General features: G+C 72.4%; 22 protein-coding genes and 2 tRNA genes. 21 read left to right on the forward strand and 3 right to left on the reverse strand.

The genetic code is table 11. From position 1 onward, the window contains the following. The 4 genes from AC51EU_RS01350 to obgE form a co-directional block, all read left to right on the forward strand. Nucleotides 1–332: histone H1-like repetitive region-containing protein (locus AC51EU_RS01350; RefSeq protein WP_496264717.1), on the forward strand; the 332-nt coding region annotated here is incomplete at its 5' end. Between the two features lie 245 nt (nt 333–577). Next, on the forward strand, nt 578–898 hold the full coding sequence (gene rplU / locus AC51EU_RS01355; RefSeq protein WP_490853581.1) for a 50S ribosomal protein L21: 321 nt from the start codon (nt 578–580) through the stop codon (nt 896–898). A gap of 14 nt (nt 899–912) precedes the next feature. Next, complete coding sequence (gene rpmA / locus AC51EU_RS01360; protein ID WP_496264718.1) at nt 913–1,167, forward strand: 50S ribosomal protein L27; 255 nt, start codon at nt 913–915, stop codon at nt 1,165–1,167. Nucleotides 1,168–1,331: 164 nt separating this feature from the next. Next, nucleotides 1,332–2,768 (forward strand): GTPase ObgE, encoded by a 1,437-nt coding sequence (gene obgE / locus AC51EU_RS01365; RefSeq protein ID WP_496264719.1) that lies wholly within the window; start codon nt 1,332–1,334, stop codon nt 2,766–2,768. Between the two features lie 78 nt (nt 2,769–2,846). On the opposite strand, the gene AC51EU_RS01370 is transcribed toward obgE, so the two are convergent. Continuing rightward, nucleotides 2,847–4,931 carry a hypothetical protein gene (locus AC51EU_RS01370; RefSeq protein ID WP_496264720.1) on the reverse strand — a complete coding sequence of 695 codons (2,085 nt, stop codon included), beginning with the start codon at nt 4,929–4,931 and terminating at the stop codon, nt 2,847–2,849. A 405-nt stretch (nt 4,932–5,336) separates the two neighbouring features. On the opposite strand from AC51EU_RS01370, the gene proB reads away from it, so the two are divergent. The 5 genes from proB to AC51EU_RS01395 all read left to right on the forward strand — a co-directional run bounded on the left by proB (nt 5,337) and on the right by AC51EU_RS01395 (nt 10,382). Next, the gene (gene proB, locus AC51EU_RS01375; RefSeq protein WP_496264766.1) at nt 5,337–6,443 is read left to right on the forward strand and encodes a glutamate 5-kinase; all 1,107 of its coding nucleotides are present in this window, start codon (nt 5,337–5,339) and stop codon (nt 6,441–6,443) included. A 243-nt stretch (nt 6,444–6,686) separates the two neighbouring features. After that, on the forward strand, nt 6,687–7,184 hold the full coding sequence (locus tag AC51EU_RS01380) for a DUF8830 family protein (protein WP_496264721.1): 498 nt from the start codon (nt 6,687–6,689) through the stop codon (nt 7,182–7,184). Between the two features lie 86 nt (nt 7,185–7,270). Further along, on the forward strand, nt 7,271–8,539 hold the full coding sequence (locus AC51EU_RS01385; protein ID WP_496264722.1) for a glutamate-5-semialdehyde dehydrogenase: 1,269 nt from the start codon (nt 7,271–7,273) through the stop codon (nt 8,537–8,539). A gap of 61 nt (nt 8,540–8,600) precedes the next feature. Continuing rightward, complete coding sequence (locus AC51EU_RS01390; RefSeq protein WP_496264723.1) at nt 8,601–9,179, forward strand: SCO2584 family spore wall biosynthesis protein; 579 nt, start codon at nt 8,601–8,603, stop codon at nt 9,177–9,179. A gap of 81 nt (nt 9,180–9,260) precedes the next feature. Then, nucleotides 9,261–10,382: an SCO2583 family membrane protein gene (locus tag AC51EU_RS01395; protein ID WP_496264724.1), complete on the forward strand. Its 1,122-nt coding sequence runs from the start codon at nt 9,261–9,263 to the stop codon at nt 10,380–10,382. Here AC51EU_RS01395 and AC51EU_RS01400 read toward each other — a convergent pair. Then, nucleotides 10,345–11,418, reverse strand: a complete 1,074-nt coding sequence (locus AC51EU_RS01400; protein WP_496264725.1) for a M48 family metallopeptidase — start codon at nt 11,416–11,418, stop codon at nt 10,345–10,347. The genes AC51EU_RS01395 and AC51EU_RS01400 overlap by 38 nt on opposite strands. Nucleotides 11,419–11,544: 126 nt before the next feature. Here AC51EU_RS01400 and AC51EU_RS01405 point away from each other — a divergent pair, with 126 nt between their 5' ends. The 8 genes from AC51EU_RS01405 to AC51EU_RS01440 all read left to right on the forward strand — a co-directional run bounded on the left by AC51EU_RS01405 (nt 11,545) and on the right by AC51EU_RS01440 (nt 16,610). Continuing rightward, nucleotides 11,545–11,685, forward strand: coding sequence for a hypothetical protein (locus tag AC51EU_RS01405; protein WP_496264726.1), 141 nt, complete (start codon nt 11,545–11,547; stop codon nt 11,683–11,685). Nucleotides 11,686–11,790: 105 nt separating this feature from the next. Beyond that, complete coding sequence (locus AC51EU_RS01410) at nt 11,791–11,949, forward strand: hypothetical protein (protein WP_496264727.1); 159 nt, start codon at nt 11,791–11,793, stop codon at nt 11,947–11,949. Between the two features lie 50 nt (nt 11,950–11,999). Continuing rightward, nucleotides 12,000–12,611 carry a nicotinate-nucleotide adenylyltransferase gene (gene nadD, locus AC51EU_RS01415; RefSeq protein ID WP_496264728.1) on the forward strand — a complete coding sequence of 204 codons (612 nt, stop codon included), beginning with the start codon at nt 12,000–12,002 and terminating at the stop codon, nt 12,609–12,611. A gap of 24 nt (nt 12,612–12,635) precedes the next feature. Continuing rightward, a complete protein-coding gene (locus AC51EU_RS01420) occupies nt 12,636–14,516 on the forward strand; it encodes an LCP family protein (RefSeq protein ID WP_496264729.1) in 1,881 nt (626 codons plus the stop codon). Nucleotides 14,517–14,698: 182 nt separating this feature from the next. Continuing rightward, on the forward strand, nt 14,699–15,133 hold the full coding sequence (gene rsfS / locus AC51EU_RS01425) for a ribosome silencing factor (protein ID WP_496264730.1): 435 nt from the start codon (nt 14,699–14,701) through the stop codon (nt 15,131–15,133). Then, nucleotides 15,130–15,783: a histidine phosphatase family protein gene (locus tag AC51EU_RS01430; RefSeq protein ID WP_496264767.1), complete on the forward strand. Its 654-nt coding sequence runs from the start codon at nt 15,130–15,132 to the stop codon at nt 15,781–15,783. The genes rsfS and AC51EU_RS01430 overlap by 4 nt, the downstream gene beginning before the upstream one ends. A 116-nt stretch (nt 15,784–15,899) precedes the next feature. Next, a tRNA-Ala gene (locus tag AC51EU_RS01435) sits at nt 15,900–15,972 on the forward strand. A gap of 404 nt (nt 15,973–16,376) precedes the next feature. Beyond that, a complete protein-coding gene (locus AC51EU_RS01440) occupies nt 16,377–16,610 on the forward strand; it encodes a hypothetical protein (RefSeq protein WP_496264731.1) in 234 nt (77 codons plus the stop codon). A 45-nt stretch (nt 16,611–16,655) separates the two neighbouring features. On the opposite strand, the gene AC51EU_RS01445 is transcribed toward AC51EU_RS01440, so the two are convergent. Further along, nucleotides 16,656–18,002 carry a glycosyltransferase 87 family protein gene (locus tag AC51EU_RS01445; protein WP_496264732.1) on the reverse strand — a complete coding sequence of 449 codons (1,347 nt, stop codon included), beginning with the start codon at nt 18,000–18,002 and terminating at the stop codon, nt 16,656–16,658. Between the two features lie 152 nt (nt 18,003–18,154). On the opposite strand from AC51EU_RS01445, the gene AC51EU_RS01450 reads away from it, so the two are divergent. From AC51EU_RS01450 to AC51EU_RS01465, 4 genes are all read left to right on the forward strand, one after another. Further along, a tRNA-Ala gene (locus AC51EU_RS01450) sits at nt 18,155–18,227 on the forward strand. 342 nt (nt 18,228–18,569) lie between these two features. Continuing rightward, the gene (locus tag AC51EU_RS01455; protein ID WP_496264733.1) at nt 18,570–20,528 is read left to right on the forward strand and encodes a S53 family peptidase; all 1,959 of its coding nucleotides are present in this window, start codon (nt 18,570–18,572) and stop codon (nt 20,526–20,528) included. 320 nt (nt 20,529–20,848) lie between these two features. Then, nucleotides 20,849–23,728, forward strand: a complete 2,880-nt coding sequence (gene leuS / locus AC51EU_RS01460) for a leucine--tRNA ligase (protein ID WP_496264734.1) — start codon at nt 20,849–20,851, stop codon at nt 23,726–23,728. A gap of 312 nt (nt 23,729–24,040) precedes the next feature. Beyond that, nucleotides 24,041–24,748 (forward strand): hypothetical protein, encoded by a 708-nt coding sequence (locus AC51EU_RS01465; protein WP_496264735.1) that lies wholly within the window; start codon nt 24,041–24,043, stop codon nt 24,746–24,748. Nucleotides 24,749–24,785 lie beyond the last annotated feature (37 nt).

Raw genomic sequence — 24,785 nt, forward strand, 5'->3', positions numbered from 1 at the left:
CGTCCGAGGAGGTCACCGCCCCCGAGAGCACCGAGGCCGCCCCCGAGGCGGAGCAGGCGCCCGAGGAGGCGGCGGCACCCGCCAAGAAGACGGTGAAGAAGGCGGCCGCGAAGAAGACCACGGCCAAGAAGACCGCCGCCAAGAAGACGACGGCGAAGAAGACCGCCGCGAAGAAGACGGCGGCCAAGACGGCCACGGCCAAGAAGACGGCGGCGAAGAAGACCACCGCCAAGAAGACCGTGGCCAAGAAGACCACCGCGAAGAAGACGACGGCGAAGAAGGCGGCGGCCAAGAAGACCGCGGCCGCCGCGCCCGCCCCCGCGGAGGACTGAGCACCGGCCGTGCCCCGGACCGCCGCAGGTCCGGGGCACGGCCCCGCTTTTCGGTCGGTTTGACCCTCCGGTCAAGGCCCCGTAACCTTGACCGTCGGTGTCTGTGATGACGCCGAACCTCCTGAGCACACACCTCTCGGTACGCCGAGGGAGGCCGCTCGTCCCCCGGGATTCCACGGACCGCCTCACGGCCCGTGTGGGCGGCTGGCATCGGAGGATCCGTTTCCAGAGAAAGAGAGTTCCGCGTGTACGCGATCGTGCGCACCGGCGGCCGCCAGCAGAAGGTTGCTGTCGGCGACGTCATCGAGGTTGACCGCATTTCCACCAGCAAGGTCGGCGACACCGTCGAACTCTCCACGCTGCTGGTCGTCGACGGTGACTCGGTCACCAGCGACCCGTGGGTCCTGGCCGGGGTCAAGGTGCAGGCCGAGGTCGTCGACCACCACAAGGGCGACAAGATCCGGATCCAGAAGTACAAGAACAAGACCGGTTACAAGAAGCGGATCGGCCACCGCCAGCTCCACACGGCGCTGAAGATCACCGGCATCGACGCTCCGGCGAAGTAAGGGACTGAGGAGACATGGCACACAAGAAGGGCGCATCGTCCACTCGGAACGGTCGCGATTCCAACGCTCAGCGGCTCGGTGTGAAGCGCTTCGGCGGTCAGACCGTCAACGCCGGTGAGATCCTGGTCCGCCAGCGCGGCACCCACTTCCACCCGGGCACGGGCGTCGGCCGCGGCGGCGACGACACCCTGTTCGCCCTGGAGGCCGGCGCGGTGCAGTTCGGCACCTTCCGCGGCCGCAAGGTCGTGAACATCGTTCCGGTCGCCTGACCTTTCGGGCAGCCGGAGAACGGTTCTTCGCAGGGGCGGACCTTCTTCCTTCACGGGAAGCGGGTCCGCCCTTCGCGTGTTACCGAAGAGACATCCCCGTACGCGGCCACCGAGGCCCGTACCCCACGTAGTACCTCGTCGTACAGCTTTCTGGAGGCACACCCATGACCACCTTCGTGGACCGCGTCGAACTGCACGTCGCCGCGGGTAACGGAGGCCACGGCTGCGCCTCCGTCCTCCGGGAGAAGTTCAAGCCGCTCGGCGGGCCCGACGGCGGCAACGGCGGCCGGGGCGGCGATGTGATCCTCGTCGTCGACCAGGACGTCACCACCCTCCTGGACTACCACCACCACCCCCACCGCAAGGCCACCAACGGCCAGCCGGGCGCGGGCGACAACCGCGAGGGCAAGAACGGCAAGGACCTCGTCCTGCCCGTCCCGGACGGCACCGTCGTCCTTGACCGCGACGGCGAGGTGCTGGCCGACATGGTGGGCCAGGGCACCACCTTCGTCGCCGGGCAGGGCGGCCGCGGCGGCCTCGGCAACGCCGCGCTGGCCTCCGCCCGCCGCAAGGCCCCCGGCTTCGCCCTCCTGGGCGAGCCCGGCGAGGCCCGCGACATCGTCCTGGAGCTGAAGACCGTCGCGGACGTGGCGCTGGTCGGCTACCCGAGCGCCGGCAAGTCGTCGCTGATCTCGGTGCTGTCGGCGGCCAAGCCGAAGATCGCGGACTACCCCTTCACCACGCTGGTCCCCAACCTCGGCGTGGTCACGGCCGGCTCGACCGTCTACACCATCGCCGACGTCCCGGGTCTGATCCCCGGCGCCAGCAAGGGCAAGGGCCTGGGCCTGGAGTTCCTGCGGCACGTCGAGCGCTGCGAGGTGCTCGTCCACGTCCTGGACACCGCGACGCTGGAGTCCCACCGCGACCCGGTCTCCGACCTCGACGTCATCGAGGCCGAGCTGGCCGAGTACGGCGGCCTGGAGGACCGGCCCCGCGTGGTCGTCCTGAACAAGGTCGACATCCCGGACGGCAAGGACCTCGCCGACATGATCCGGCCCGACCTGGAGGCGCGCGGCTACCGCGTCTTCGAGGTCTCCGCCGTCGCGCACCAGGGCCTCAAGGAGCTGTCCTACGCGCTCGCCGGCATCGTCGCCGAGGCACGCGCCGCCAAGCCGGTCCAGGAGGCCACCCGCATCGTCATCCGTCCCAAGGCGGTGGACGAGGCGGGCTTCACGGTCACGGAGGAGGGCGAGAACTTCTTCCGGGTCCGCGGCGACAAGCCCGAGCGCTGGGTGCGCCAGACCGACTTCAACAACGACGAGGCCGTCGGCTACCTCGCCGACCGGCTCAACCGCCTCGGCGTCGAGGACGCGCTGCTCAAGGCGGGCGCGCGGGCCGGCGACGGCGTCGCGATCGGCTCCGACGACAACGCCGTGGTCTTCGACTGGGAGCCCACCATGGCGGCCGGCGCGGAGATGCTCGGCCGCCGCGGCGAGGACCACCGCATGGACCAGCTGCGTCCGGCCGTCCAGCGCCGCCGCGAGCGCGAGGCGATCCGGGACGAGGCTGACCAGGAGTACGAGGGCTTCCGCCCGTTCTAGGCTCCGCCGCACGGCGTCGCCCGACGGGAAGGGCCGGGGAGGAAAACGTTCCTCCCCGGCCCTTCCCCGTGCCGTGGCTCACACGGTCGTCGCCGTGCCGGGCGCTCCGCCCGGCGCCCGTCCCGCCTCCCGGGCGTCCGCGTCCGCCTGCGACCGCTGCCCGGGGATGCCGGCCAGCCGGCGCTCCATCCGGGCGCGGCGGGCGTCCGCCTCGGCGCACAGCGCCTGGGCCGCCTCGTTGAAGCGGACCGAGGACGGCGGGTCGGAGGGGCCCAGCAGATGCTCCTTGAGCTGCGTGCGTGCGGCGGCGAGGGTGTCGCGCGCGGGGTCGCGGACCGCGGCGAGCAGCTCCGCCACGCCGTCGGCGTCAGGGGTGAGGACGGTCGCCGCCCGTACCGTCGGGAAGGCGTCGCGGAACTCCGCCTCGCTCATCCCGGAGGTGTTGGCGACCGCGTACGGCTTCTCGCTGGTGAGGTAGTCGGAGACGACGCTGGAGACATCGCTGATCAGCACGTCGGCCTGGTTGAAGCAGGAGAAGACACCGGGGCGCGCGGTGGTGACGACGCGGTGCTCGCCCTCCGGGGCGGCCGCCCAGTACGCCTCCTCCCAGGCGGCCAGCGCGGCGTCCACGGCGGCGGCGCGGCCCTCGGCCGGGGCGCCCTGCAACCGCATCCGCTCCAGCTCGTCCGCGCTCGCGCGGAAGGAGGTGGTGGTGAGGCGGTCCAGTTCCGCGGCGCGCCGTTCCAGCTCGGCGGCGGCGCCGGGGGCCGGGCAGGTGTCGCCGCGCCGCCCGTTGGCCTCGGTGATCATCGCCCGGATGCGGGCGTCGGCCGCGCCGGCCGCCGGGTCGACGGAGCCGGTCATCGGGTGCGGCTTGTACAGCACGCGGACGTCCGGGTCGGCGAGCAGCGCCCGGACGATGTTCTCTCCGGCGAGGACCACGGAGGTGTTGCCCGGGTTGCCGTCCCAGCCCTCCCAGGTCGGGGCGTAGAGCACGGTCGTCGGACGGCCGGAGGGCGGCCCCGCGTACGGCTGGATCGGGGCGAGCTGGGGGCGGCCGACCTCGACGACGTCCTTGTCGTCGACGCCGATGTCGGCGAGCTGGTAGCGGTCGCGGGCGGCCGGGCCCGCCACCCACACCTCGTCGTACGCCTTCGCGTACGGGTTGCAGGACGACAGCTTGTCGCTCTCGCCGTGGTTGATGAAGGCGTGCTTGAGGGAGGGGATGCGCAGGATCTGGGAGGTCTTCCCGGAGTTCGCGGGGTGCAGCAGCATCTTGAGGGTGCTGTGTTCCAGGCGCATCAGATGGGCGACCTTGGGGATGCAGAGGATCGGGATGTCCGTCGCGTCGATCTTCTGCACCATGAAGCGCTCGCGGAGCACGATGAGGGGCCTGCCGTCCAGGCCGGCGAGCGTGCCCAGCCACATGTTGGCCTGGTACGCGGAGGTGGCGCCGCCGGAGAAGTACATGCCGAGCGTCGGCCGGTACTCCGCGAGCCAGCCGTCCAGCCACGCGAGGGCCTCCTGCTCACCGGGCACCCGCTTGCGGGGCAGCAGCCAGGTGCCCAGGTGGACGGTGCCGCCGACGGACAGGAGGAGGGAGGCGGCCATCCCGATACCGGCCCACAGGGCGTCCGCGGTGAGCGCGGTGACCATCATGCCGACGGTGGAGGGCACCGAGAAACGCAGCAGCCGCCGGCCCGTCTGACGGGAGAGCAGCCGGGGCGGGGCGTCGCACAGACCGAGCGCGGAGGCGTCGATGTTGCGGGTGACGAACGGCAGCGACCGCTTCCTGCGGACGAGGACGGCGACGGCCTGGCACGCGAAGTGCGTGCTGTAGAAGAACAGCAGAATGATGGTCAGCGGGGCCTGCTCGACGAGCGGGTTGATGCCGTCGATGTGCAGCAGGCCGACCAGTATCAGCATGTCACGCAGCAGCTGACGCACCGTCACGTCGAAGCGTACCCGGCCCAGCACGGACAGCAGACCGGGCTGCCGGTGCTGGAGGACGAGGTCGAGGCCGAGATTGGCCAGGGACGCGACGATGAACAGCGGGATGACGGGCAGCAACGCGCCGACGAGCTGGGCGGCGAACGCCAGCAGCAGCGCGGCAAGCGCCGCGAGTTGCACGGCTCGGCGTGGGGCGGTTCCGGCAGAAAGCACGGGGGAGGGCTCCTGGCAGCAACGAAAGGGAGGGGGAGGCCGAGGGGGCGGCCGGGTCCCGCGCTGCGACGCCGCCGGAGCGACCGAACGGGACCGATCGACTCCCGACCGTATGACCATGGCGGCCCTGGTGACAATCCGCTGTGGCTCTCATCACCGTGAATACGGACCAATCGCACGCAACCCAAGTCGCATGAACACCGTCTTATGGAAAATCGCACACTCTTCGCCTTCCGCGCCGGGAACTCCCCGGTCCGTGGCCTCCCGCACCGTCCGTCACGCGATACCCGTGCGCGCCACAGGCCCCCGCTGCCGTAGATTGCGGCCGTAGGACCGTACGGACCGGTCCGTACGGCGGACACACCGGCGAGCACAGGGGTAAAGGTGGCAGGCGCAAGAGCGGACGTGAGGGACGCCCGCAGGATCGTGGTGAAGGTCGGCTCCTCCTCGCTGACCACGGCCTCCGGAGGGCTGGACGCGGACCGCGTCGACGCCCTGGTGGACGTACTCGCCACGCACCAGCACAAGGCGGACAAGGAGATCGTGCTGGTCTCCTCCGGCTCCATCGCGGCCGGCCTCGCGCCCCTGGGACTCGGCAGCCGCCCCCGCGACCTCGCCCGGCAGCAGGCCGCGGCCAGCGTCGGCCAGGGCCTCCTCGTCGCCCGGTACACCGCGTCCTTCGCGCGCTACGGGCGCCGCGTCGGCCAGGTCCTGCTGACCGGCAACGACACCAGCCGCCGCGTCAACTACCGCAACGCCTGCCGCACCCTCGACCAGCTCCTGGCCATGGGCGTCGTACCGATCGTCAACGAGAACGACACCGTCGCCACCGACGAGATCCGCTTCGGCGACAACGACCGGCTGGCCGCGCTCGTCGCCCATCTCGTCCGCGCCGACCTGCTGGTCCTCCTCTCCGACGTGGACGGCCTCTACGACGGCGACCCCGCCACCCCCGGCACCTCCCGGATAGCGCTCGTCCGCGGCCCCGAGGACCTGGAGGGCATCTCCATCGGCAGCGCCGGACGCTCGGGCGTGGGCACCGGCGGCATGGTCACCAAGGTCGAGGCCGCCCGGATCGCCGCGGCGGCCGGCGTCCCCGTCGTCCTCACCTCCGCCGCGCGGGCCGCCGACGCGCTCGCCGGCGGCCTCACCGGCACCCACTTCCTGCCCACCGGCCGGCGCTCCGCCGACCGGCTGCTGTGGCTCGCCCACGCCTCCGCGCCGCGCGGGGCGCTCGTGCTGGACGACGGCGCGGTGCGGGCCGTCACCGAACGGCACTCCTCGCTGCTCCCGGCCGGCATCGCCTCGGTCGAGGGGGAGTTCTCGGCGGGGGACCCGGTGGAGCTGCGGGACGGCAGCGGGCACGCCGTCGCCCGCGGCGTCGTCAACTTCGACGCCCGCGAGATCCCCCGGCTGATCGGCCGCTCCACCCGCGAACTCGCCCGCGAACTCGGACCGGAGTACGAGCGCGAGATCGTCCACCGCGACGATCTGGTGCTGCTGGACCGCTGATCCCGCGCGGTCCCCGAAGCGCACGGCGCACGCCCCGGCGGCCGGGGCCCAGGTCCGTACCTGCGCCCCGGCGGCGGCCCCGCGCGCCCCTCTTCCGTGAGACCTTCGGCAAAACGCCCCCGCGACGGCCCGCGGACTGGTCAACTTTGGGGAGGTGCCGCAAGGGCGCCGCACGCCGAAGAACGACCGGACCATCGCGCCGCCCCGCGACCGCGACGCGATGCGCATCACAGGAGGCCGCCGGTGAGACGAGGGCGCCCAGGGGCATCGCCCCGAGGAACGGCGGAGCGCGCACTGACCAGCGTCGGGCCGGGCCGGGAGGCCCCCGGTCCCGGGGACGGCGACCGGCCGCCGTGCCCCGGCACGGACCGGCAGCCGGCCCCCGCCGCGCCACACGAACCGTCCCGGCTGTGGCACATCACCCTCAGCCTCTCCGGGGCCGAGGCCCCCCTCGCGGACGTCCGGCGCGCGCTCGAACAGCTCGCCCACGACCACCCGTTCCTGCTGACCAGCCGCTACGCCGACGATCACGCCGAGATCCGCTACTGGGAGGAGGCACGGGACCTGCACGACGCCGCCGCGGTCGCCCTGCGCCTGTGGGGCGAGCACCGCGCCTCGGCCAACCTCCCGCCCTGGGAGATCGTCGGCCTGGAGGTCATCGACCGCGAGACGTACCACCAGCGCCTCGCCGAGGGCTACGGCCCGCCGCCCGCGACACCGGTGGGGGTCCACCCGTACTGACGCCGCCGCCCGCCGGCCGGGGCCCCGCCCGTCCGCACTGTGAACCACCGCCCGGGGCCCGCCGGCCGTCGGGCTAGGCTGCCGTCATGACCAGCAGCGCTTCGTCCCCCTCGCCCGTCGTCGAGACCGCCCGCCGCGCGCAGGAGGCGGCCGCCGTCCTCGCCCCGCTGCCGCGCACGGCCCGTGACGGCGCGCTGCTCGCCATCGCCGACGCCCTGGTCGCGCACACGGACACGATCCTCGCGGCCAACGCCGAGGACACCGCCAAGGCGCGGGCCGCGGGCACCCCCGAATCCGTCGTCGACCGGCTCACCCTCACCCCCGAGCGGATCGCCGCCATCGCCGCCGACGTCCGCCATGTGGTGGCGCTGCCCGACCCGGTCGGCGAGGTCGTCCGCGGCTCGACCCTGCCCAACGGCCTCGACCTGCGCCAGGTCCGCGTCCCCCTCGGCGTGATCGGCATCATCTACGAGGCCCGGCCCAATGTGACCGTGGACGCCGCCGCGCTCTGCCTCAAGTCCGGCAACGCCGTGCTGCTGCGCGGCTCCTCCTCCGCGTACGCCTCCAACAGTGCCCTGGTCGACGTCCTGCGCCGGGCCGTCGAGGGCGCCGGGCTGCCCGCCGACGCCGTCCAGCTGGTGCCCGGCGAGAGCCGCGCATCGGTCCGCGAGCTGATGCGCGCCCGCGGCCTGGTGGACGTACTGATCCCGCGCGGCGGCGCCTCGCTGATCCGCACGGTCGTCGAGGAGTCCACCGTCCCGGTGATCGAGACCGGCACCGGCAACTGCCATGTCTACGTCGACGAGGCCGCCGACCTCGACATGGCCGTGGACATCCTCGTCAACTCCAAGGCCCAGCGTCCCAGCGTCTGCAACGCCGCCGAGACGGTGCTGGTGCACGCCGGCATCGCCGACCGGTTCCTGCCGCGCGCCCTGGAGGCGCTCACCCAGGCCGGTGTGGTGGTCCACGGGGACGCGGCCTGGCAGCAGGCGGGCCCCGGCCTGGTCGCGCCCGCCACCGACGAGGACTGGGCGACGGAGTACCTGTCGTACGACATCGCCGCCGCCGTGGTGCCCGACCTGGACGCCGCCGTCGCGCACATCCGCCGCTGGTCCTCCGGCCACACCGAGGCCATCGTCACCACCTCGCAGGCCGCCGCCCGCCGCTTCACCCGGTTGGTGGACAGCACCACCGTCGCCGTCAACGCCTCCACCCGCTTCACCGACGGCGGCCAGTTCGGCTTCGGCGCCGAGATCGGGATCTCCACCCAGAAGCTGCACGCCCGCGGCCCCATGGGCCTGCCCGAACTGACCTCGACGAAGTACATCGTCACCGGCGACGGCCACACCCGCTGACCGGCCGCGGGAATCCCCCCGCTCCCTGCACAGAACGACGCCCCCCGGCTAGTCTGGACGCGTGCCGGACAAGGTGGGGGGCACGCCGTTCCCGGACGGCGAACAGCCCGACGAGCACGACCACGGGAGCCACGGAGCGGCGGACGAGGAATTCGCCTCCGTGGTGTTCGACGAGTCCTTCGTCCGCGGCGCGCTGATCCACGAGCCGTCCGCCGTCGAGCGGATGCTGGCGGCCGCCGAGGCACGCGCCCGCGCCGAGGCCGACACCACCGGCCCCACGGGCCCCGCCCCCGACGGCAGGGGCCTGTCGGGAGCGCACGGCCCCGACGACGGGTACGGCGACTCCTTCGGCCCGTACGGCCTCTACGGCGGGGCGCTGCGCCCCTACCGCGGCAGCACCCGCTGGCACCGCCCGGTGGCCTGGGTCCTCGCCGTCCTCATGGGGATCGGCCTGGTCGCGCTGGCCTTCGCCGCCGTCTACCGGGGCGCCGCCGGCCGGCCCCAGACGCCCGCACCGCCGCCCGCTTCCAGTGGCACGGACGGCACGGCGGGCGTCCACGCACGGGAGCGGACCGCCGCGCCCCTGCCGTCCGCGCCCGGCGCGCGGCCCGCCGTGTCCGCGCTGCCCCCGGCGCACTGACGCCACCGGGCGCCCGCACGGCGGCCGAAACCGCCGTGCTCAGGGCGTTTGGCGGACGCCTTCGCGACCTACCCTGGTGATATGACCGGGCGTGGAGATCCGCCCGAGGGGACGCCGGACGGCGCCCCCGGTGGCGGTGAGGACGAATACCGATCCGTTGTCTTCGACGAGTCGTTCGTACGCGCTGCGCGGCTCCAGGAATTCTCCGCCGACGAGCGGCTGGGCGAGCACCACACCCCGGCCGTCCGGCCCCGGCACGCCTGGATGCGGCTGGGCGGCTCCCGGCAGGCCCTGCTGCTGGTCCTGCTGATCGTGCTGGCCTTCGGCACCGCGATCTACATGGGCATACGCCACCCGTACAAGGCGGCCGTGCCCGAGCGGGCCGAGCCGCTGCGGTCCTCCGTCGTCCCGCTCGCCCCGACGGGACGGGTGCCCGGCGCGACCCCCGCCGATCTCTTCGCACACAGTCCCGCGGCGCACTTCCAAGTCGGTGCCGCGGGCGTCAATCTGCCCGCCGTCCAGCGCACCGAGCACTTCTCCGACAGCCAGATCGTCGACGCGCTGACCCTCGCGAAGGACTATCTCGTACGGTCCTCGGTGGACCCCGCCACCCTCACCGGCGGGTCCGTACGGCCCGTGCGGCAGCTGGTGGACACCGGTCAGCTCGACCAGTTCGACCGCAGCCTCGCGCACCCCGTGGACGACGGCGGGCACGCCGTCACCGGCTGGCTGGTCCGCTTCGACCCCCACCGCACCGTGCTCGCCGACCGCGGGGTACGGGTGAACGGCACCCTCGCCGCCACGGAGACCGGCCCCGACACCCTCCAGATCACCGCCGACTACACCTTCGTGTACGCCGTACGGGCGGGCCCGGAGGCCGGGCAGCGGGCCGGGCAGGGCACCGGGCGGCCCACGCCGGGCGCCGCCTCGCTGTTCACCGTCCGGCGCGAGCTGCGGTTCCGCGTGGACCGCGGCGACCTCAACGACCACCGGCTGGTGGTCGTCCAGAGCAGCACCCAGGCCGGGCCGATGGCCTGCGGGGCGGGGCGCGGCGACACCCTCATCCCGCTGCTCGCCGGGCAGCAGGCCGGGAACACCCGCCCGGTGGGCACCGATCCCTATGCCCACCAGCGGGCGAACCCGTCGGCCTGCGGAGTGCTGTCGCCTACTTCCCGGCCGACCCCTGCTCACCCGATCCGTTAGGGCCGCCGGGACGGCGGAAGACCGTGTCGCGCAGCTTGCCGCCGAGGTCGCCGGCGCCGCCCGCGATGTCGCGCACCAGGCCCATCAGCGGGTCCTTGCTGGTGCGCACCGACTCGGTGTAGTGCGCGGCGGACTCGCGGAAGGAGTCGGTGACCGAGGTGTCCTTGTCCTCGTCGCGCCGCGGGTAGTGGCCGTCCATGATCCGCTGGTGGTCGCGGCTCTCCGCCCACTTCTTCAGCTCGGCGGCGCGCACCGTGGTGAAGGGGTGGCTGCGCGGCAGCACATTGAGGATCTTCAGCACCGAGTCGCGCAGGTCACCGCCCGACTCGTACTGCTCGGCCTGCTCCAGGAACGCGTCGACGTTCATCTCGTGCAGGTGGTTGCCGCCGGCCAGCTTCATCAGACCGCGCATGGACGCCTGGAGGTCCTGCCCGACCAGCAGACCCGCCCGGTCGGCCGACAGCTCCGACTTGCGGAACCACTCGCGCAGCGCCGTGACGATCGCGGTGATCGCGACATTGCCCAGCGGGATCCAGGCGACCTTCAGTGCGAGGTTCGTCAGGAACAGCAGCACCGTGCGGTACACGGAGTGCCCGGAGAGCGCGTGGCCGACCTCGTGGCCGATGACCGCCCGCATCTCCTCCTCGTCCAGCAGCTCGACGAGGCCGGTGGTCACCACGATGATCGGCTCGTCCAGGCCGATGCACATGGCGTTGGGCTGCGGGTCCTGGTTGACGTACATCGGGGGGACCTTCTCCAGGTCCAGGATGTAGCAGGCGTCGCGCAGCATGTCGTTGAGGTGCGCGAACTGGCGGTCGCTGACCCGCACGGAGTCGGACAGGAACAGCAGCCGCATGCTGCGCTCCGGCAGCAGGCCGCTCAGTGTCCGGAAGACCGTGTCGAAACCGCTGAGCTTGCGCAGCGCCACCAGCGCGGAGCGGTCCGCCGGATGTTCGTACGCGCGGGAGGAGATGCCGGGGAACCGCTTGCGGTCCCTGCTCGGCACCCGCTCGCCGTCGTTCGGGCTCTCCGTCATTGGGGCCTCCCCCTGTTCGACTGCGTGTTTTCAGACTAGAGGACGCCACTGACAGCGGAATGGATGCCCGGGCGTACGCTGGCGCCGACGGACCCGAACCGCCTGCACACTTCGAGGGAGCGCACCATGCTGAACGAGAGCGTGCTGCTCGCCGCCGCCAACCACGACGGCCCCGGCTGGATCCTGCGGACCACGATCATCGTCGGGGTGGTGGGCGCGGTCTTCCTGGCGTGGTTCCTGCTGCGCGGCTACGGCGGTCAGGACTGACCGTCCGGCACGTCCGGGAGGAGTCGCCGTGATCCCGCGCACGGCGGCCGCTTACGATGTGGCGGAAGTCTCTGCCCGTCCCGAGCCCGGATTGGTCCTCCGACGATGATCCTGCACAGCACCGCACAGTCCCTGGTCACCCTCGCCGAAGCAGGGCACGGGGGCAACCACGAGAGCCTCAACCCGATGGTCACCGGTGGCGGTGCCCTGATCGTCCTGCTGCTCCTGCTCTGGATCACCACCCGCTTCAACCGGGACCGCTGAGCCGGTACCGGAACCCCGGCGTCGCGCGTCGCCCAGTAGGGTCTGCACGCATGGGAGAGCACACAGGGCCCGTGAAGCGGCGACTCGGAGTGATGGGCGGCACGTTCGACCCGATCCATCACGGACACCTGGTCGCCGCCAGCGAGGTGGCCAGCCAGTTCCACCTCGACGAGGTCGTCTTCGTGCCCACGGGGCAACCGTGGCAGAAGAGCCACAAACGGGTGTCACCCGCCGAGGACCGCTATCTGATGACGGTCATCGCGACCGCGTCCAACCCGCAGTTCTCCGTCAGCCGTATCGACATCGACCGCGGCGGCAAGACGTACACCATCGACACGCTGCGTGACCTGCGGGCGCTCCACCGCGACGCGGACCTGTTCTTCATCACCGGCGCCGACGCGCTCGGCCAGATCCTCACCTGGCACGACGCCGAGGAACTGGTCGCGCTCGCCCACTTCATCGGCGTGACCCGCCCCGGCCACGTCCTCGCCGACCCCGGACTCCCGGACGGCGCGGTGTCCCTCGTCGAGGTGCCGGCCCTCGCCATCTCCTCGACCGACTGCCGCGCACGGGTCAGCCAGGGCGAGCCCGTCTGGTATCTGGTACCCGACGGCGTGGTCCGCTACATCGACAAGAAGCAGCTGTACCGCGACGACCGCTGACGGGGCAGACGGAAAGAGGCACGGGTGAGCGACCGACAGGATTCCCACGGGCCGCAGGACCCGTACCCTCACGGGTCCCCCTACGCCCAGGAGCCGTACGGGCAGCACGGGCAGCCCGGATACACCCACGACGCCTACGGGCAGCCGGTGTACCACGATCCGTCGCAGCAGCCCTACCCGCAGCACCAGACGCAGTACGACCCCTACGGGCAGCAGGTCGCGACCGGCTACGACCCCTACGCCGCACAGCAGGGCCAGGGCTATGACCCGTACGGCCACCACGCCGGCGGGCAGCAGGACCACCCCGGCCCGTACTACCAGGAACCCGCGCCCGGGACCCAGCAGCAGGAGTGGATCCCCCAGCAGGCGACGCATCCCCCGTACGAGCAGCCTTCCTACGGGGACGGCTACGGGCAGCAGGTGGCCTACGGGGGCGGACCGGAGGCGTACGCCGCGCCGCAGGAGACCTACGGGCAGCCGCCAGGGCCTTACGAGGAGCCGTCACGGCGTTATGAGGAGCCGGAGGGGCCGTACACGGAGCCGGAGCGGCCCTACGAGGAGCAGCGGGACGCCACGACCGCCCCGGACACCACCACGGGACCCTCCGGCACGGCGTCCCCCTCCGCCTCGTCCGCCTCCCCGTCCTCCGCCGCGGACCCCGGCCACGGCACCGAGCAGTTCTCGTTCGTCGAGGAGCCGGACGAGGAGTCCGAGGACGTCATCGACTGGCTGAAGTTCACCGAGAGCCGCACCGAGCGGCGCGAGGAGGCCAAACGCCGGGGCCGCAGCCGCGTCGTCGTCCTCGCGGTGGTGCTGGCCCTCCTGGTGGCGGGCGGCGTCGGCTGGCTCTGGTTCTCGGGCACCCTGGGCGGCCCGGACGACGCGGCGGACGAGGCGGTCGGCGGGCAGAAACGTGACGTCCTCGTCGTCCACCTGCGGAACACCAAGACCGGCGACAGCTCCACCGCGCTCCTGGTGGACAACGAGACCACCCACAAGGGCACCACCCTCCTCCTGCCCAACAACCTCATCGTCGCCAAGGAGGACGGCACCACCAGCACCCTCGGCAAGTCCGTCAAGGACGAGGGCACCGAGCCCACCAGGGACGCCCTCAACACCCTCCTCGGCGCCGACCTCAAGGCCAGCTGGCGCCTGGACACCCCCTACCTGGAGAACCTCGTCGAGACCGTCGGCGGGATCACCCTCGACGCCGACGCCACCGTCCCGGGCGCCAAGCAGGGCGACTCCCCGCTCGTCAAGCAGGGCAGCGGCCGGACCCTCAACGGCCAGGCCGCCGTCGGCTACGCCACCTACCGCGGGCCCGACGAGAACGAGGAGAAGCAGCTGCGGCGGTTCGGCCAGGTGATGGAGGCCACGCTGCGGAAGGTCTCCAGCGACCCCAGTGGCGCCACCGCCACGGTCAAGGCCCTGCTCCAGGTGCTGGACCCGCCGCTCACCGAGGGCCAGCTGGGCAGCTCGCTCGCCCAGCGGGCGAAGCTGGTGAAGGCCGGCTCCTACGGGACGTCCGTCCTGCCCGTCCAGGCGGACGGCACGCTCAGCCGGTCCGCGGCGAGCGCCGTCGTCGAGGACGTACTCGGCGGCACGGTCAAGAAGACCGCCCCGGGTGCCACCTCACGGGTCGCGGTGCACAACGCGACCGGTACCGCGAGCGCGGCAGGAAAGGCACAGGCCGCGCTGGTCAACAGCGGTTACACGGTCGTCAACGCCGGCACCTCCCCGGAGACCACGGCCACCTCCTCGGTGACCTACGCGAACGCCGCCGCCAAGGCGAAGGCCGTCGAGGTCGCCAAGACGCTGGACCTCCCGGAGGGCGCGGTCCGGCAGGGCCAGGGCGTCTCGAACGCCGATCTGACCGTGGTGCTGGGCAAGGACTACAAGGGCTGACCGGCACACGCCCGTACCCGGGCCCCGCGGCGGGCCCGGGTACGGCGGAATTCCCGCCGGGGGTGTCGGTGGTCCGTGAGACCCTTGAGGGGTGTAAAAGCCGATCCGGCCGCACCGCAGGCGGCACGCCGCGGGCAGTGCGCCCAGGCCGGACGGCGTGTCCCCGAACCGGAAAGCCGCTTGTGACCGCCACGGACCGCTCCATCGAGCTCATCAACGCCGCCGCCCAGGCGGCCGCCGACAAGCTCGCCCACGACATCATCGCTTACGACGTCAGCGACGTCCTCTCGATCACCGACGCCTTCCTGCTGGCCTCGGCCCCCAACGACCGGCAGGTCAAGTCGATCGTCGACGAGATCGAGGAGCGCCTCAACAAGGAGCTCGGCGCCAAGCCGGTGCGCCGCGAGGGCGACCGCGAGGCCCGCTGGGTGCTGCTCGACTACGTCGACATCGTCGTCCACGTCCAGCACAGCGAGGAGCGCGTCTTCTACGCCCTCGAACGCCTGTGGAAGGACTGCCCCGAGATAGACCTGCCCGAGGACGCGCGCAAGACCAGGGGCAAGGCCGCCGAGTACGCCGCGGCCACGGCCGCCGGGCAGGACGGAGAGCTGCGCTGAACGGCACCAAGGGCGGCCGGGGCCGCCGCGTCGTCCTGTGGCGTCACGGCCAGACGTCCTGGAACCTGGAGCGCCGCTTCCAGGGCTCGACGGACATCGACCTGACGGAGACGGGCCTCGCCCAGGCGCGCCGCGCCGCCCGGCTGCTCGCGGCCCTCGCACCGGACGCGATCATCGCCTCCGACCTGCGGCGGGCGGTGGCGACGGCGGCGGAGCTCTCCGTCCTCACCCGCCTCGACGTCACCCATGACGCGGGCCTGCGCGAGACGTACGCGGGCTCCTGGCAGGGCCTGACGCACGACGAGATCGTCGGCCGGTACGGCGACGAGTACGCCGCCTGGAAGCGCGGTGAGCCGGTGCGCCGCGGCGGCGGGGAGCTGGAGACCGAGGTCGCCGACCGGGCGGCCCCGGTGGTGCTCGCACACGCCGACAAGCTGCCCGACGGCGGCACCCTCGTCGTCGTCAGCCACGGCGGCACCATCCGCACCACCATCGGACGGCTGCTCGGCCTGGAGGCCCACCACTGGGAGGGCCTGGGCGGTCTGTCGAACTGCTGCTGGTCCGTCCTGGGCGAGGGCGCGCGCGGCTGGCGCCTGCTGGAGCACAACGCCGGCACCCTGCCGGAGCCGGTGCTCGGCGACGACACCTGAGCCCCCACGAGAGGGGGGCCGGGGGACCGGATTTCACATTCGGGCTGGTCGCAGGCTAAAGTTCTTCTTGTTCGCGGCGCCGCCGGGGAAAACCCCGGAGGAGCGGAACAAGACCCGGGGCTATAGCTCAGTTGGTAGAGCGCCTGCATGGCATGCAGGAGGTCAGGAGTTCAATTCTCCTTAGCTCCACAACCCGGATGATCCCGCCTCTCGCGGTCCCAGTGCCCGGCACTGGTGAGCGAGACGGCGGGATCATTGCTGTGTGCGGACCCGTGCGAGGAGGTCCGCGACGCGCCCGCTCCCCGGTCTGCCGCCGAGAGCCCGGCCCCGTGTGACGGCCTTTCAGGCCGAAGCCCCGTCCGGCACTTCGCTTTCCGGGACACTCTTCCTGAAACGGCTGGTCACAGATGGTTCGGCCCCGGCGGTCCATGGCAGAATCGGACGGCGCCGGCAGGGGAGGAGAGGACGCGATGCCCACGAGCATCCTGGGGGACCCGCGCGACGGGCGTACCGCGGCGCGGTGGCCCTTGTGGGGTGCGCTTCCCGCCCCGTGGATGCCCGGCGGCCGGCCGTTCCGGAACGGGGGCTGAGCGATGGGCGCCCACAGCAGGAAGTGCGACTGGTGCACCAGCGGCACGCCGATCGTCCGCGACATGGAACCGCTCAACACCGACTACCAGTACTGGTGCGAGGAATGCGCCCGCGCCCTGGTCATCAAGGGCGACCCCATCGAGACCTACCGCGAGCTCGACGGGGAGCCGATCTACGGGCGGCTGCTCGACGAGCACTGCACGCTGAAGCGTTTCTACTCCTTCGCCACGGCCTGACCGCTGCGGTCCGGCCGCCACGGCCCGGCCGCACGGGCCCGCGGCTCAGCGGGCCGCCCGGACCTCCGTCGCGTCGTCCTCGTCCGCCGTACGGGCCAGGGGCGGGCGCCGCTTCCCGGTCCCGCGCAGACGTACCGCGGCCAGCGCCAGGAGTGTCAGGCCGATGAGCGGATAGACGTCGGACAGCAGCAGTTGGACGGCGTTCTGGCGCAGTTCCTCGTGCCGGTGCCAGCGGTGCGGCACCCACCACAGCGCGAAGCTGGCGAACAGCAGGCCCGTGGCCCCGGTCAGCAGCCACCAGCGGCGGGCCGCGTCCCCGGTGCGCCGCAGCGCCTCATGGCCCAGCAGGACCAGCACCGGGACGCACCACACCCAGTGGTGCGACCAGGAGACCGGGCTGACCAGCAGGGCGGTCACGGCGGCGGTGACGGCCGACCAGGCGCGGTCGCCGCGCAGCAGCGCCCGTACGGCGAGCGTCAGCCCGGCCAGGGCGGTCAGGCCCGCCACGACGGCCCAGGCGGCGCCGGGGTCATGGGTGTGCAGCAGCCGGGCGAGGGCGCCGCGCAGCGACTGGTTCGCGGTGATCTCCACCTCGCCGACCCGGTCGGCGGCGAAGACGATCTCGGTCCAGAAGCGGTGCGAGTCCCGGGGCAGGACGAGGGCGGAGAGCACGACGGTGCCCAGGAAGGTGCCGGTGGCGGTCACGGCCTGCCGCAGCCACGGGTTCCAGGCGGCGCGCGGCCCGCCGCCCGCCCGCAGCGCCCGTCCCGCGGCCACCAGCCCGGCCAGGGCCAGGACGACGGCGAACAGCGCGGGGGTGAGCTTGATCCCGGCCGCGATCCCGATGCCGACGCCGGCCCAGCGGCTGTCCCTGCGGCGGGTGAGGTCCGTGAGGACGAGTACGGCGAGCAGCAGGTTTATCTGCCCGTAGCGCAGGGTGGTCCACACCGGCTCGCACCACACCAGCAGCGCGGACAGGGCGAGCGTCGCCGCGGGCGCCGGGACGCGCCGGGGCCTGCCGACCAGGCGCAGGGAGAGGTGGACGACGGCCGTCAGCAGCAGGAGGTTCCCGGCGGTGGCCAGGGTGCGCATCGTCGGCACGTCGACCAGCGTCAGCGGCGTGAACAGCAGGGAAGCGAAGGGCGGGTAGGTGTTGGGCAGATGGGCCGAGGTCGCCACCATGTCGTAGAGGCTGGCGCCGTTGCGCGCGGTCCAGCCCTCCGCGCGGTAGACCATCAGGTCGATCATCGTCACGCGGGCGAGCCGCTGCGCGGTCCAGAAGGCCGCGAAGGACAGCAGGCACGCCACCGCCGCGCAGAGCACCGGCCGCCGGCCGAGGAGTCCCCGGCCGGGCCGGCGGCCGCCGGGTTCGGTCGACTGTTCGGCGGTCACGGCGTACGGCTCCCCAGGGACGAATCGGGCATGGCGTGCCGACAGTACCGCGCGTCACGCGGAGGGGGTCCGGGGAGCGATTTGGCAGAAGGCGGGGAGGGCCGTGTAATGTAGTCGATGTCGCCGAGGGAAACCGGAGCGAAACACCGCAAGGGGCTATAGCTCAGTTGGTAGAGCGCCTGCATGGCATGCAGGAGGTCAGGAGTTCAATTCTCCTTAGCTCCACAGGATACAGAGAGGCCGTCCGATCAGGGCGGCCTCTCTGGTGTGTACGCGGCGGTGATAGGTCGCGTCAGCGGCGTTGTTCCGGTTCTGTCCTGATGTGACCTCAGGAGCGCGTCGTACGCGACAGGTTGCGGAGCATTCCGAGGGCCATTCCTGACCCATTCATGGACCTCCTTGGTCTTTTCTTGGTGATCGCATGCCCCTGACATGAGCAGATCACCGAAAGAGTGGCGCAGCGCATGAGTGCGACATCCCACTCATTCAGCGCCCGCGAGGCGGCCCGCACCCGGATCGGCGCACCCCGCCGCCTCGCGCCACCGCATCGCCACAGCAGGGGGTCACATGAGAGCAAGGCGTACCGGAACACCGCGCACACGCGCCGGTCTGGCCTGGGTGGCGACGCTGCCCCTGGTCGCCGGCGCGCTCGCGTTCGGCGCACCCGCCGCGGACGCCGCCGGGCACGACGGAGGGCGCCACGCGCTGCGGGGCACCAAGCCGGCCTGGGCCACCAGCAGCGCCGACCAGGGAGCCACCGCCGGGTCCACCGGCGTCACCGCCCGCGTCTACCTGGCCGGCCGCGACGCCAAGGGGCTGGCCGATCACGCGAGGGCCGTGTCCGACCCGCACTCCGCCGCGTACGGAAAGTACCTGAGCGCCGCCCAGGTCAAGGCCCGCTACGGCGCCACGCGCGAGCAGATAGCCAAGGTGACCGAGTGGCTCACCACGTCCGGTCTGAAGGTCACCGCGACCACCGACCGCTATCTGACGGTCCGCGGCCACGCGTCCGCCGCCGAGCGCGCCTTCGCCACCGACCTGCACAATTACCGCAGGAACGGCCGCACTTACCACGCCCCCTCGACCACCGCCTCCGCGCCCGCCCGCCTGGCCGGCGCGGTGCTGACGGTCACCGGCCTGGACAACGCGCCGCGGTACGCCAAGCACCACACCACCGAGCTCCCGCCGCCCTCCCAGGTCTTCCGCAACGCCGGCCCGTTCTCCACGTACTACGGCTCCCGGACCGACAAGCGGCTGCCCTCCGCCTACGGGACCAAGGCGCCCTACGCGATCAAGGGCTACACCGGCAAGCAACTGCGCGCCGCCTACGGGGCGAAGAAGTGGACCGGCAAGGGCGTCACCATCGCGATCACCGACGCCTACGCCTCCCCGACCATCGCCCAGGACGCCCGGCGCTACGCCTCCCGCAACGGCGACAAGCGCTACCGCGCCGGCCAGCTCTCGCAGGTGCTGCCCGACGGCTACACGCACCTGGAGGAGTGCGGTGCGGCCGGCTGGTACGGCGAGGAGACCCTCGACGTCGAGGCCGCGCACGCCGTCGCCCCGGACGCCGACCTCGTCTACGTCGGCGCGTCCTCCTGCTACGACGACGACCTGATCGACTCCCTCGGCAAGATCGTCGACGGCCATCTCGCCGACATCGTCTCCAACTCCTGGGGCGACATCGAGGCCAACGAGACGCCCGACGTGGCCGCCGCCTACGACCAGATCTTCCAGCAGGGCGCCGTCCAGGGCATCGGCTTCTACTTCTCCTCCGGGGACGACGGCGACGAGGCCGCCAACAGCGGCACCAAGCAGGTCGGCACCCCCGCGAACTCCGCGTGGGTGACCGCGGTCGGCGGCACCTCCCTCGCCGTCGGCAAGCACGACACGTACCAGTGGGAGACCGGCTGGGGCACCCTGAACGCGCCGCTCTCGGCCGACGGCACCAGCTGGACCGGTTTCCCCGGCACCTTCGGCAGCGGCGCCGGCGGCGGCACCAGCAAGACCGTCGCCCAGCCCTTCTACCAGCGCGGCATCGTCCCTGACCGCCTCTCCAAGGCCGGCGGCAGGGCCCCGATGCGCACCGTCCCGGACATCGCGGCCGTCGCCGACCCCAACACCGGCTTCCTCGTCGGCCAGACCCAGACCCGGCCCGACGGCTCCCTCGCCTACGACGAGTACCGCACCGGCGGCACCTCGCTCGCCGCGCCGGTGATCGCCGGCGTCCAGGCGCTGGCCCAGCAGGCCCGGCACGGCGTCCCCATCGGCTTCGCGAACCCCGCCCTCTACCAGCGCTACGGCACCCCCGCCCTCCACGACGTCACCGACCACCCGCTGGGCGCCGGCCGCGGCCTCGCGGTCGTCCGCGTCGACTACGTGAACGGCGTCGACGCCAGCGAGGGGACGAAGACCACGCTGCGCACCCTGGGCAAGGACACCTCCCTGCACGCGGTCGTCGGCTACGACGACGTCACCGGCGTGGGCACCCCCGCCGACGGCTACGTCAGCTCGTACCGCCCCTGACACACGCCACGCCGGGCCGCCCGTGCCGCCCCTCCGGTGCCCCCGGGGACGGCGCGTACGGGGCGGCCCGGGACGGACCGGGGCCCTCGTCGTGGAATCCACGGCGCGGGCCCCGTACGCCCTGCGGTACCCTGGCGCCATGCGTGCCGTACGCCTTCTGCTTAGCGGGCCGCGCTGACCAGTACCGACCGGGCCATCCGAGGTGGCCGACCAGGGTCGGCATCGGCGCGGCGTCCCCTCCTGTGCGAGGGGCATTTTTGTTTCCGCGGACAACGGGTTCGCAGCCGCGGGCAGAGACCATCGATGGAGCTTTGAGGACGATGAGCGAGACGACCACCGCTGCCGAGGTGGCAGCGCCGCACCGCTATACGGCCGCGTTGGCCGCCGACATCGAGGCACGCTGGCAGGACTTCTGGGAGAAGGAGGGCACCTACGAGGCCCCCAACCCGACCGGTGACCTCGCCGGGGACGGGGAGGCGGCGGCCCGCCCCAAGAAGTTCATCATGGACATGTTCCCGTACCCGTCGGGCGCGGGACTGCACGTCGGCCACCCGCTCGGCTTCATCGCCACCGACGTCTACGCCCGCCACCTGCGCATGACGGGCCACAATGTGCTGCACACCCTGGGCTTCGACGCCTTCGGCCTGCCCGCCGAGCAGTACGCCGTCCAGACCGGCACCCACCCCCGCGTCTCCACCGAGGCCAATATCGTCAACATGCGGCGCCAGCTGCGCCGCCTGGGCCTGGGCCACGACCAGCGCCGCTCCGTCGAGACGATCGACCCCGGCTACTACAAGTGGACCCAGTGGATCTTCCTCCAGATCTTCAACTCCTGGTACGACCCGGAGGCCGGCGCCGCCCGGCCCATCGACACCCTGGTCGCCCAGTTCGAGACCGGCACCCGGCAGACCCCCGACGGCCGCCCCTGGGGTGAGCTGACCGCCACCGAGCGGGCCGACGTCCTGGGCGAGTACCGCCTGGCGTACGCCTCCGACGCGCCCGTCAACTGGTGCCCCGGCCTCGGCACCGTCCTGGCGAACGAGGAGGTCACTGCCGAGGGCCGCTCCGAGCGCGGCAACTACCCGGTCTTCAAGTCCAAGCTGCGCCAGTGGAACATGCGCATCACCGCCTACGCGGACCGCCTGCTGGACGACCTGGACGACCTGGACTGGCCCGAGGCGATCAAGCTCCAGCAGCGCAACTGGATCGGCCGCTCCGAGGGCGCCCGCGTCGACTTCCCGGTCGGCGACCACAAGATCACCGTCTTCACCACCCGCCAGGACACCCTGTTCGGCGCGACGTACATGGTGCTGGCCCCCGAGCACGAGCTGGTCTCGGGCGCCGACGGCATCGTCCCCGCCGCCTGGCCCGAGGGCACCCACGACGCGTGGACCGGCGGCCACGCGACCCCGGGCGAGGCCGTCGCCGCCTACCGCAAGCAGGCCGCCGCCAAGTCCGACGTCGAGCGGCAGGCCGAGGCCAAGGACAAGACCGGCGTCTTCACCGGCGCGTACGCCACCAACCCGGTCAGCGGCGAGCAGGTCCCCGTCTTCATCGCCGACTACGTCCTGATGGGCTACGGCACCGGCGCGATCATGGCCGTGCCCGCCCACGACAGCCGCGACTTCGCCTTCGCCCGCGCCTTCGACCTGCCGATGCGCTGCGTCGTGCAGCCGTCCGACGGCCGCGGCACCGACCCGGCGACCTGGGACGACGCCTTCGACTCCCACGAGGCCACGCTCGTCAACTCGTCCGCCGGCACCCTCACCCTGGACGGCCTGGGCGTGACGGACGCCAAGGCGCGGATGACCGACTGGCTGACCGAGCAGGGCATCGGCGAGGGCACCGTCAACTACCGGCTGCGCGACTGGCTGTTCAGCCGCCAGCGCTACTGGGGCGAGCCCTTCCCGATCGTCTACGACGAGGACGGCATCGCCCACGGCCTGCCCGCCTCGATGCTCCCGCTGGAGCTGCCCGAGGTCGAGGACTACGCCCCGCGCACCTTCGACCCCGACGACGCCGACACCCGGCCCGAGACCCCGCTGTCCCGCAATGAGGACTGGGTCAACGTGGAGCTGGACCTCGGCGACGGCGCGGGTGTCCGGCGCTATCGCCGCGAGACCAACACCATGCCCAACTGGGCCGGCTCGTGCTGGTACGAGATGCGCTACCTGGACCCGCACAACACCGAGGCGATGGTCGACCCCGCCGTCGAGCAGTACTGGATGGGGCCGCGCGAGGGGCAGCCCGCAGGCGGCGTCGACCTGTACGTCGGCGGCGCCGAGCACGCCGTGCTGCACCTGCTGTACGCCCGCTTCTGGAGCAAGGTGCTCCACGACCTGGGGCACGTCTCGTCCCGCGAGCCGTTCCACAAGCTGTACAACCAGGGCATGATCCAGGCGTTCGTCTACCGCGACCGCCGCGGCATCGCCGTCCCGGCCGCCGAGGTCGAGGAGCGCGACGGCACGTACTACTACCAGGACGAGAAGGTCAGCCGCGTCCTGGGCAAGATGGGCAAGTCCCTCAAGAACGCCGTCACCCCGGACGAGATCTGCGCCGAGTACGGCGCGGACACCCTCCGCCTGTACGAGATGGCGATGGGCCCCCTGGACGTGTCCCGCCCCTGGGACACCCGGGCCGTCGTCGGCCAGTACCGCCTGCTCCAGCGGCTGTGGCGCAACATCGTCGACGAGGCGACCGGCGAGGTCACCGTCGCCGACACCGAGCCGGACGAGGCCACCCTGCGCGTCCTGCACAAGACCATCGACGGCGTCACCCAGGACATGGCGAACCTGCGCTTCAACACCGCCATCGCCAAGGTGACCGAGCTGAACAACCACCTGACCAAGGCGGGCGGCGCCCTTCCGCGCCCGGTCGCCGAGAAGCTGGTGCTGCTGATCGCTCCGCTGGCGCCGCACATCGCCGAGGAACTGTGGCGCAAGCTGGGCCACACCACCTCGGTCGTGCACGCCGACTTCCCGGTCGCCGACCCCGCCTACGTGGTGGACGAGACCGTGACCTGCGTCGTCCAGATCAAGGGCAAGGTCAGGGCCCGCCTGGAGGTCGCGCCGTCGATCTCCGGCGCGGACCTGGAGGCGGCCGCGCTGGCCGAGCCCGCGGTGATCGCGGCGCTGGGCGGCGCGGACATCCGCAAGGTGATCGTCCGGGAGCCGAAGCTGGTCAACATCGTCCCGGCCTGACGCCGGACCCGGGCGGCGGACGGCACGGACGCCGCCGCCCGGGTGACCCGCGGTACCCGCCCTCCGGCACACGACCGGACACGGCGGGCACCGCGGGGCAGGGCCGGACCGGTGAGGTGATGACGCAGGTCACGGCCCTGCCGACGGGGCCGGACGGTCGTTTCGCGCGTCCGTCCGGCGCGGTATGGGGGCTTTCCCCTACGGGCAGGTTGGGGGTTCCAGGGGAACCACCGGCCTGCCCCTTCCGTTTACGGTGGAAGAAGCAGGGCGCGGGTGCGGGAACCGGCGCCGCCGATCTCTCTGGGGGAGCGCATGGAAGCCGTGATCGCCGTCCTCGGGGTGCTCTTCGTCCTCTTCGTCGTGGCCGGGGTGTATCTCACGGTCAAGGCCGTACAGGCCGCCAAGCGCGGTGTGGACCGCACCGTCGCCCAGGCCCGCAGGACCGTCGAGGACACCGGTCTGAGGGCCCGGCAGTTCACCCAGCCCGGGGTGGCGGGCGAGCTGGCACAGCTGCGACTCTCCCTGCGCACCTCGATGCGCGCCACCCAGGACGTCCTGCACACCGACAGCGCCCAGGACGCCTCGCTCCGTGAATCGCTCAGCCTCTTCGAACGGCTCAGCGTCCATGGCCATGAGCTGGACGACGAACTCAAGCGGCTGGAACGCGAGCCCGACCGCGCCACCATCGCGGCCCGCCTGCCGGAGCTGCGGGAACGCACGGAGCGCATCACCCACTCCGCGGAGTCGCTGCGCTGGGCGGCGCGCGACCGGGCGCGGAAGTTCGCCGACGACGATCTCGCGGCGCTGGGTGACGAGATCGACATGGAGGCCGGAGCGCTGCGGCACTGGACGCGGGAACCCATGGAAGGCGGGACGCCGGGGACGGCGCCGGCGGCCGCCGGGGCGGGTGCCGCGAGGCCGTCCGGGAGCGCGGAGGCGTCGGCGATAACCGCCGGAAATCCGCAGGGGCGGCCCACCTATCCGTGGCAGAAGGCGGCGCGTGCGGAACACATGAACTGACGGCCCCGTTCCGCGGGGGCGCGTGCGAGGCGAGGCG

The sequence above is a fragment of the Candidatus Streptomyces philanthi genome (assembly GCF_059553635.1).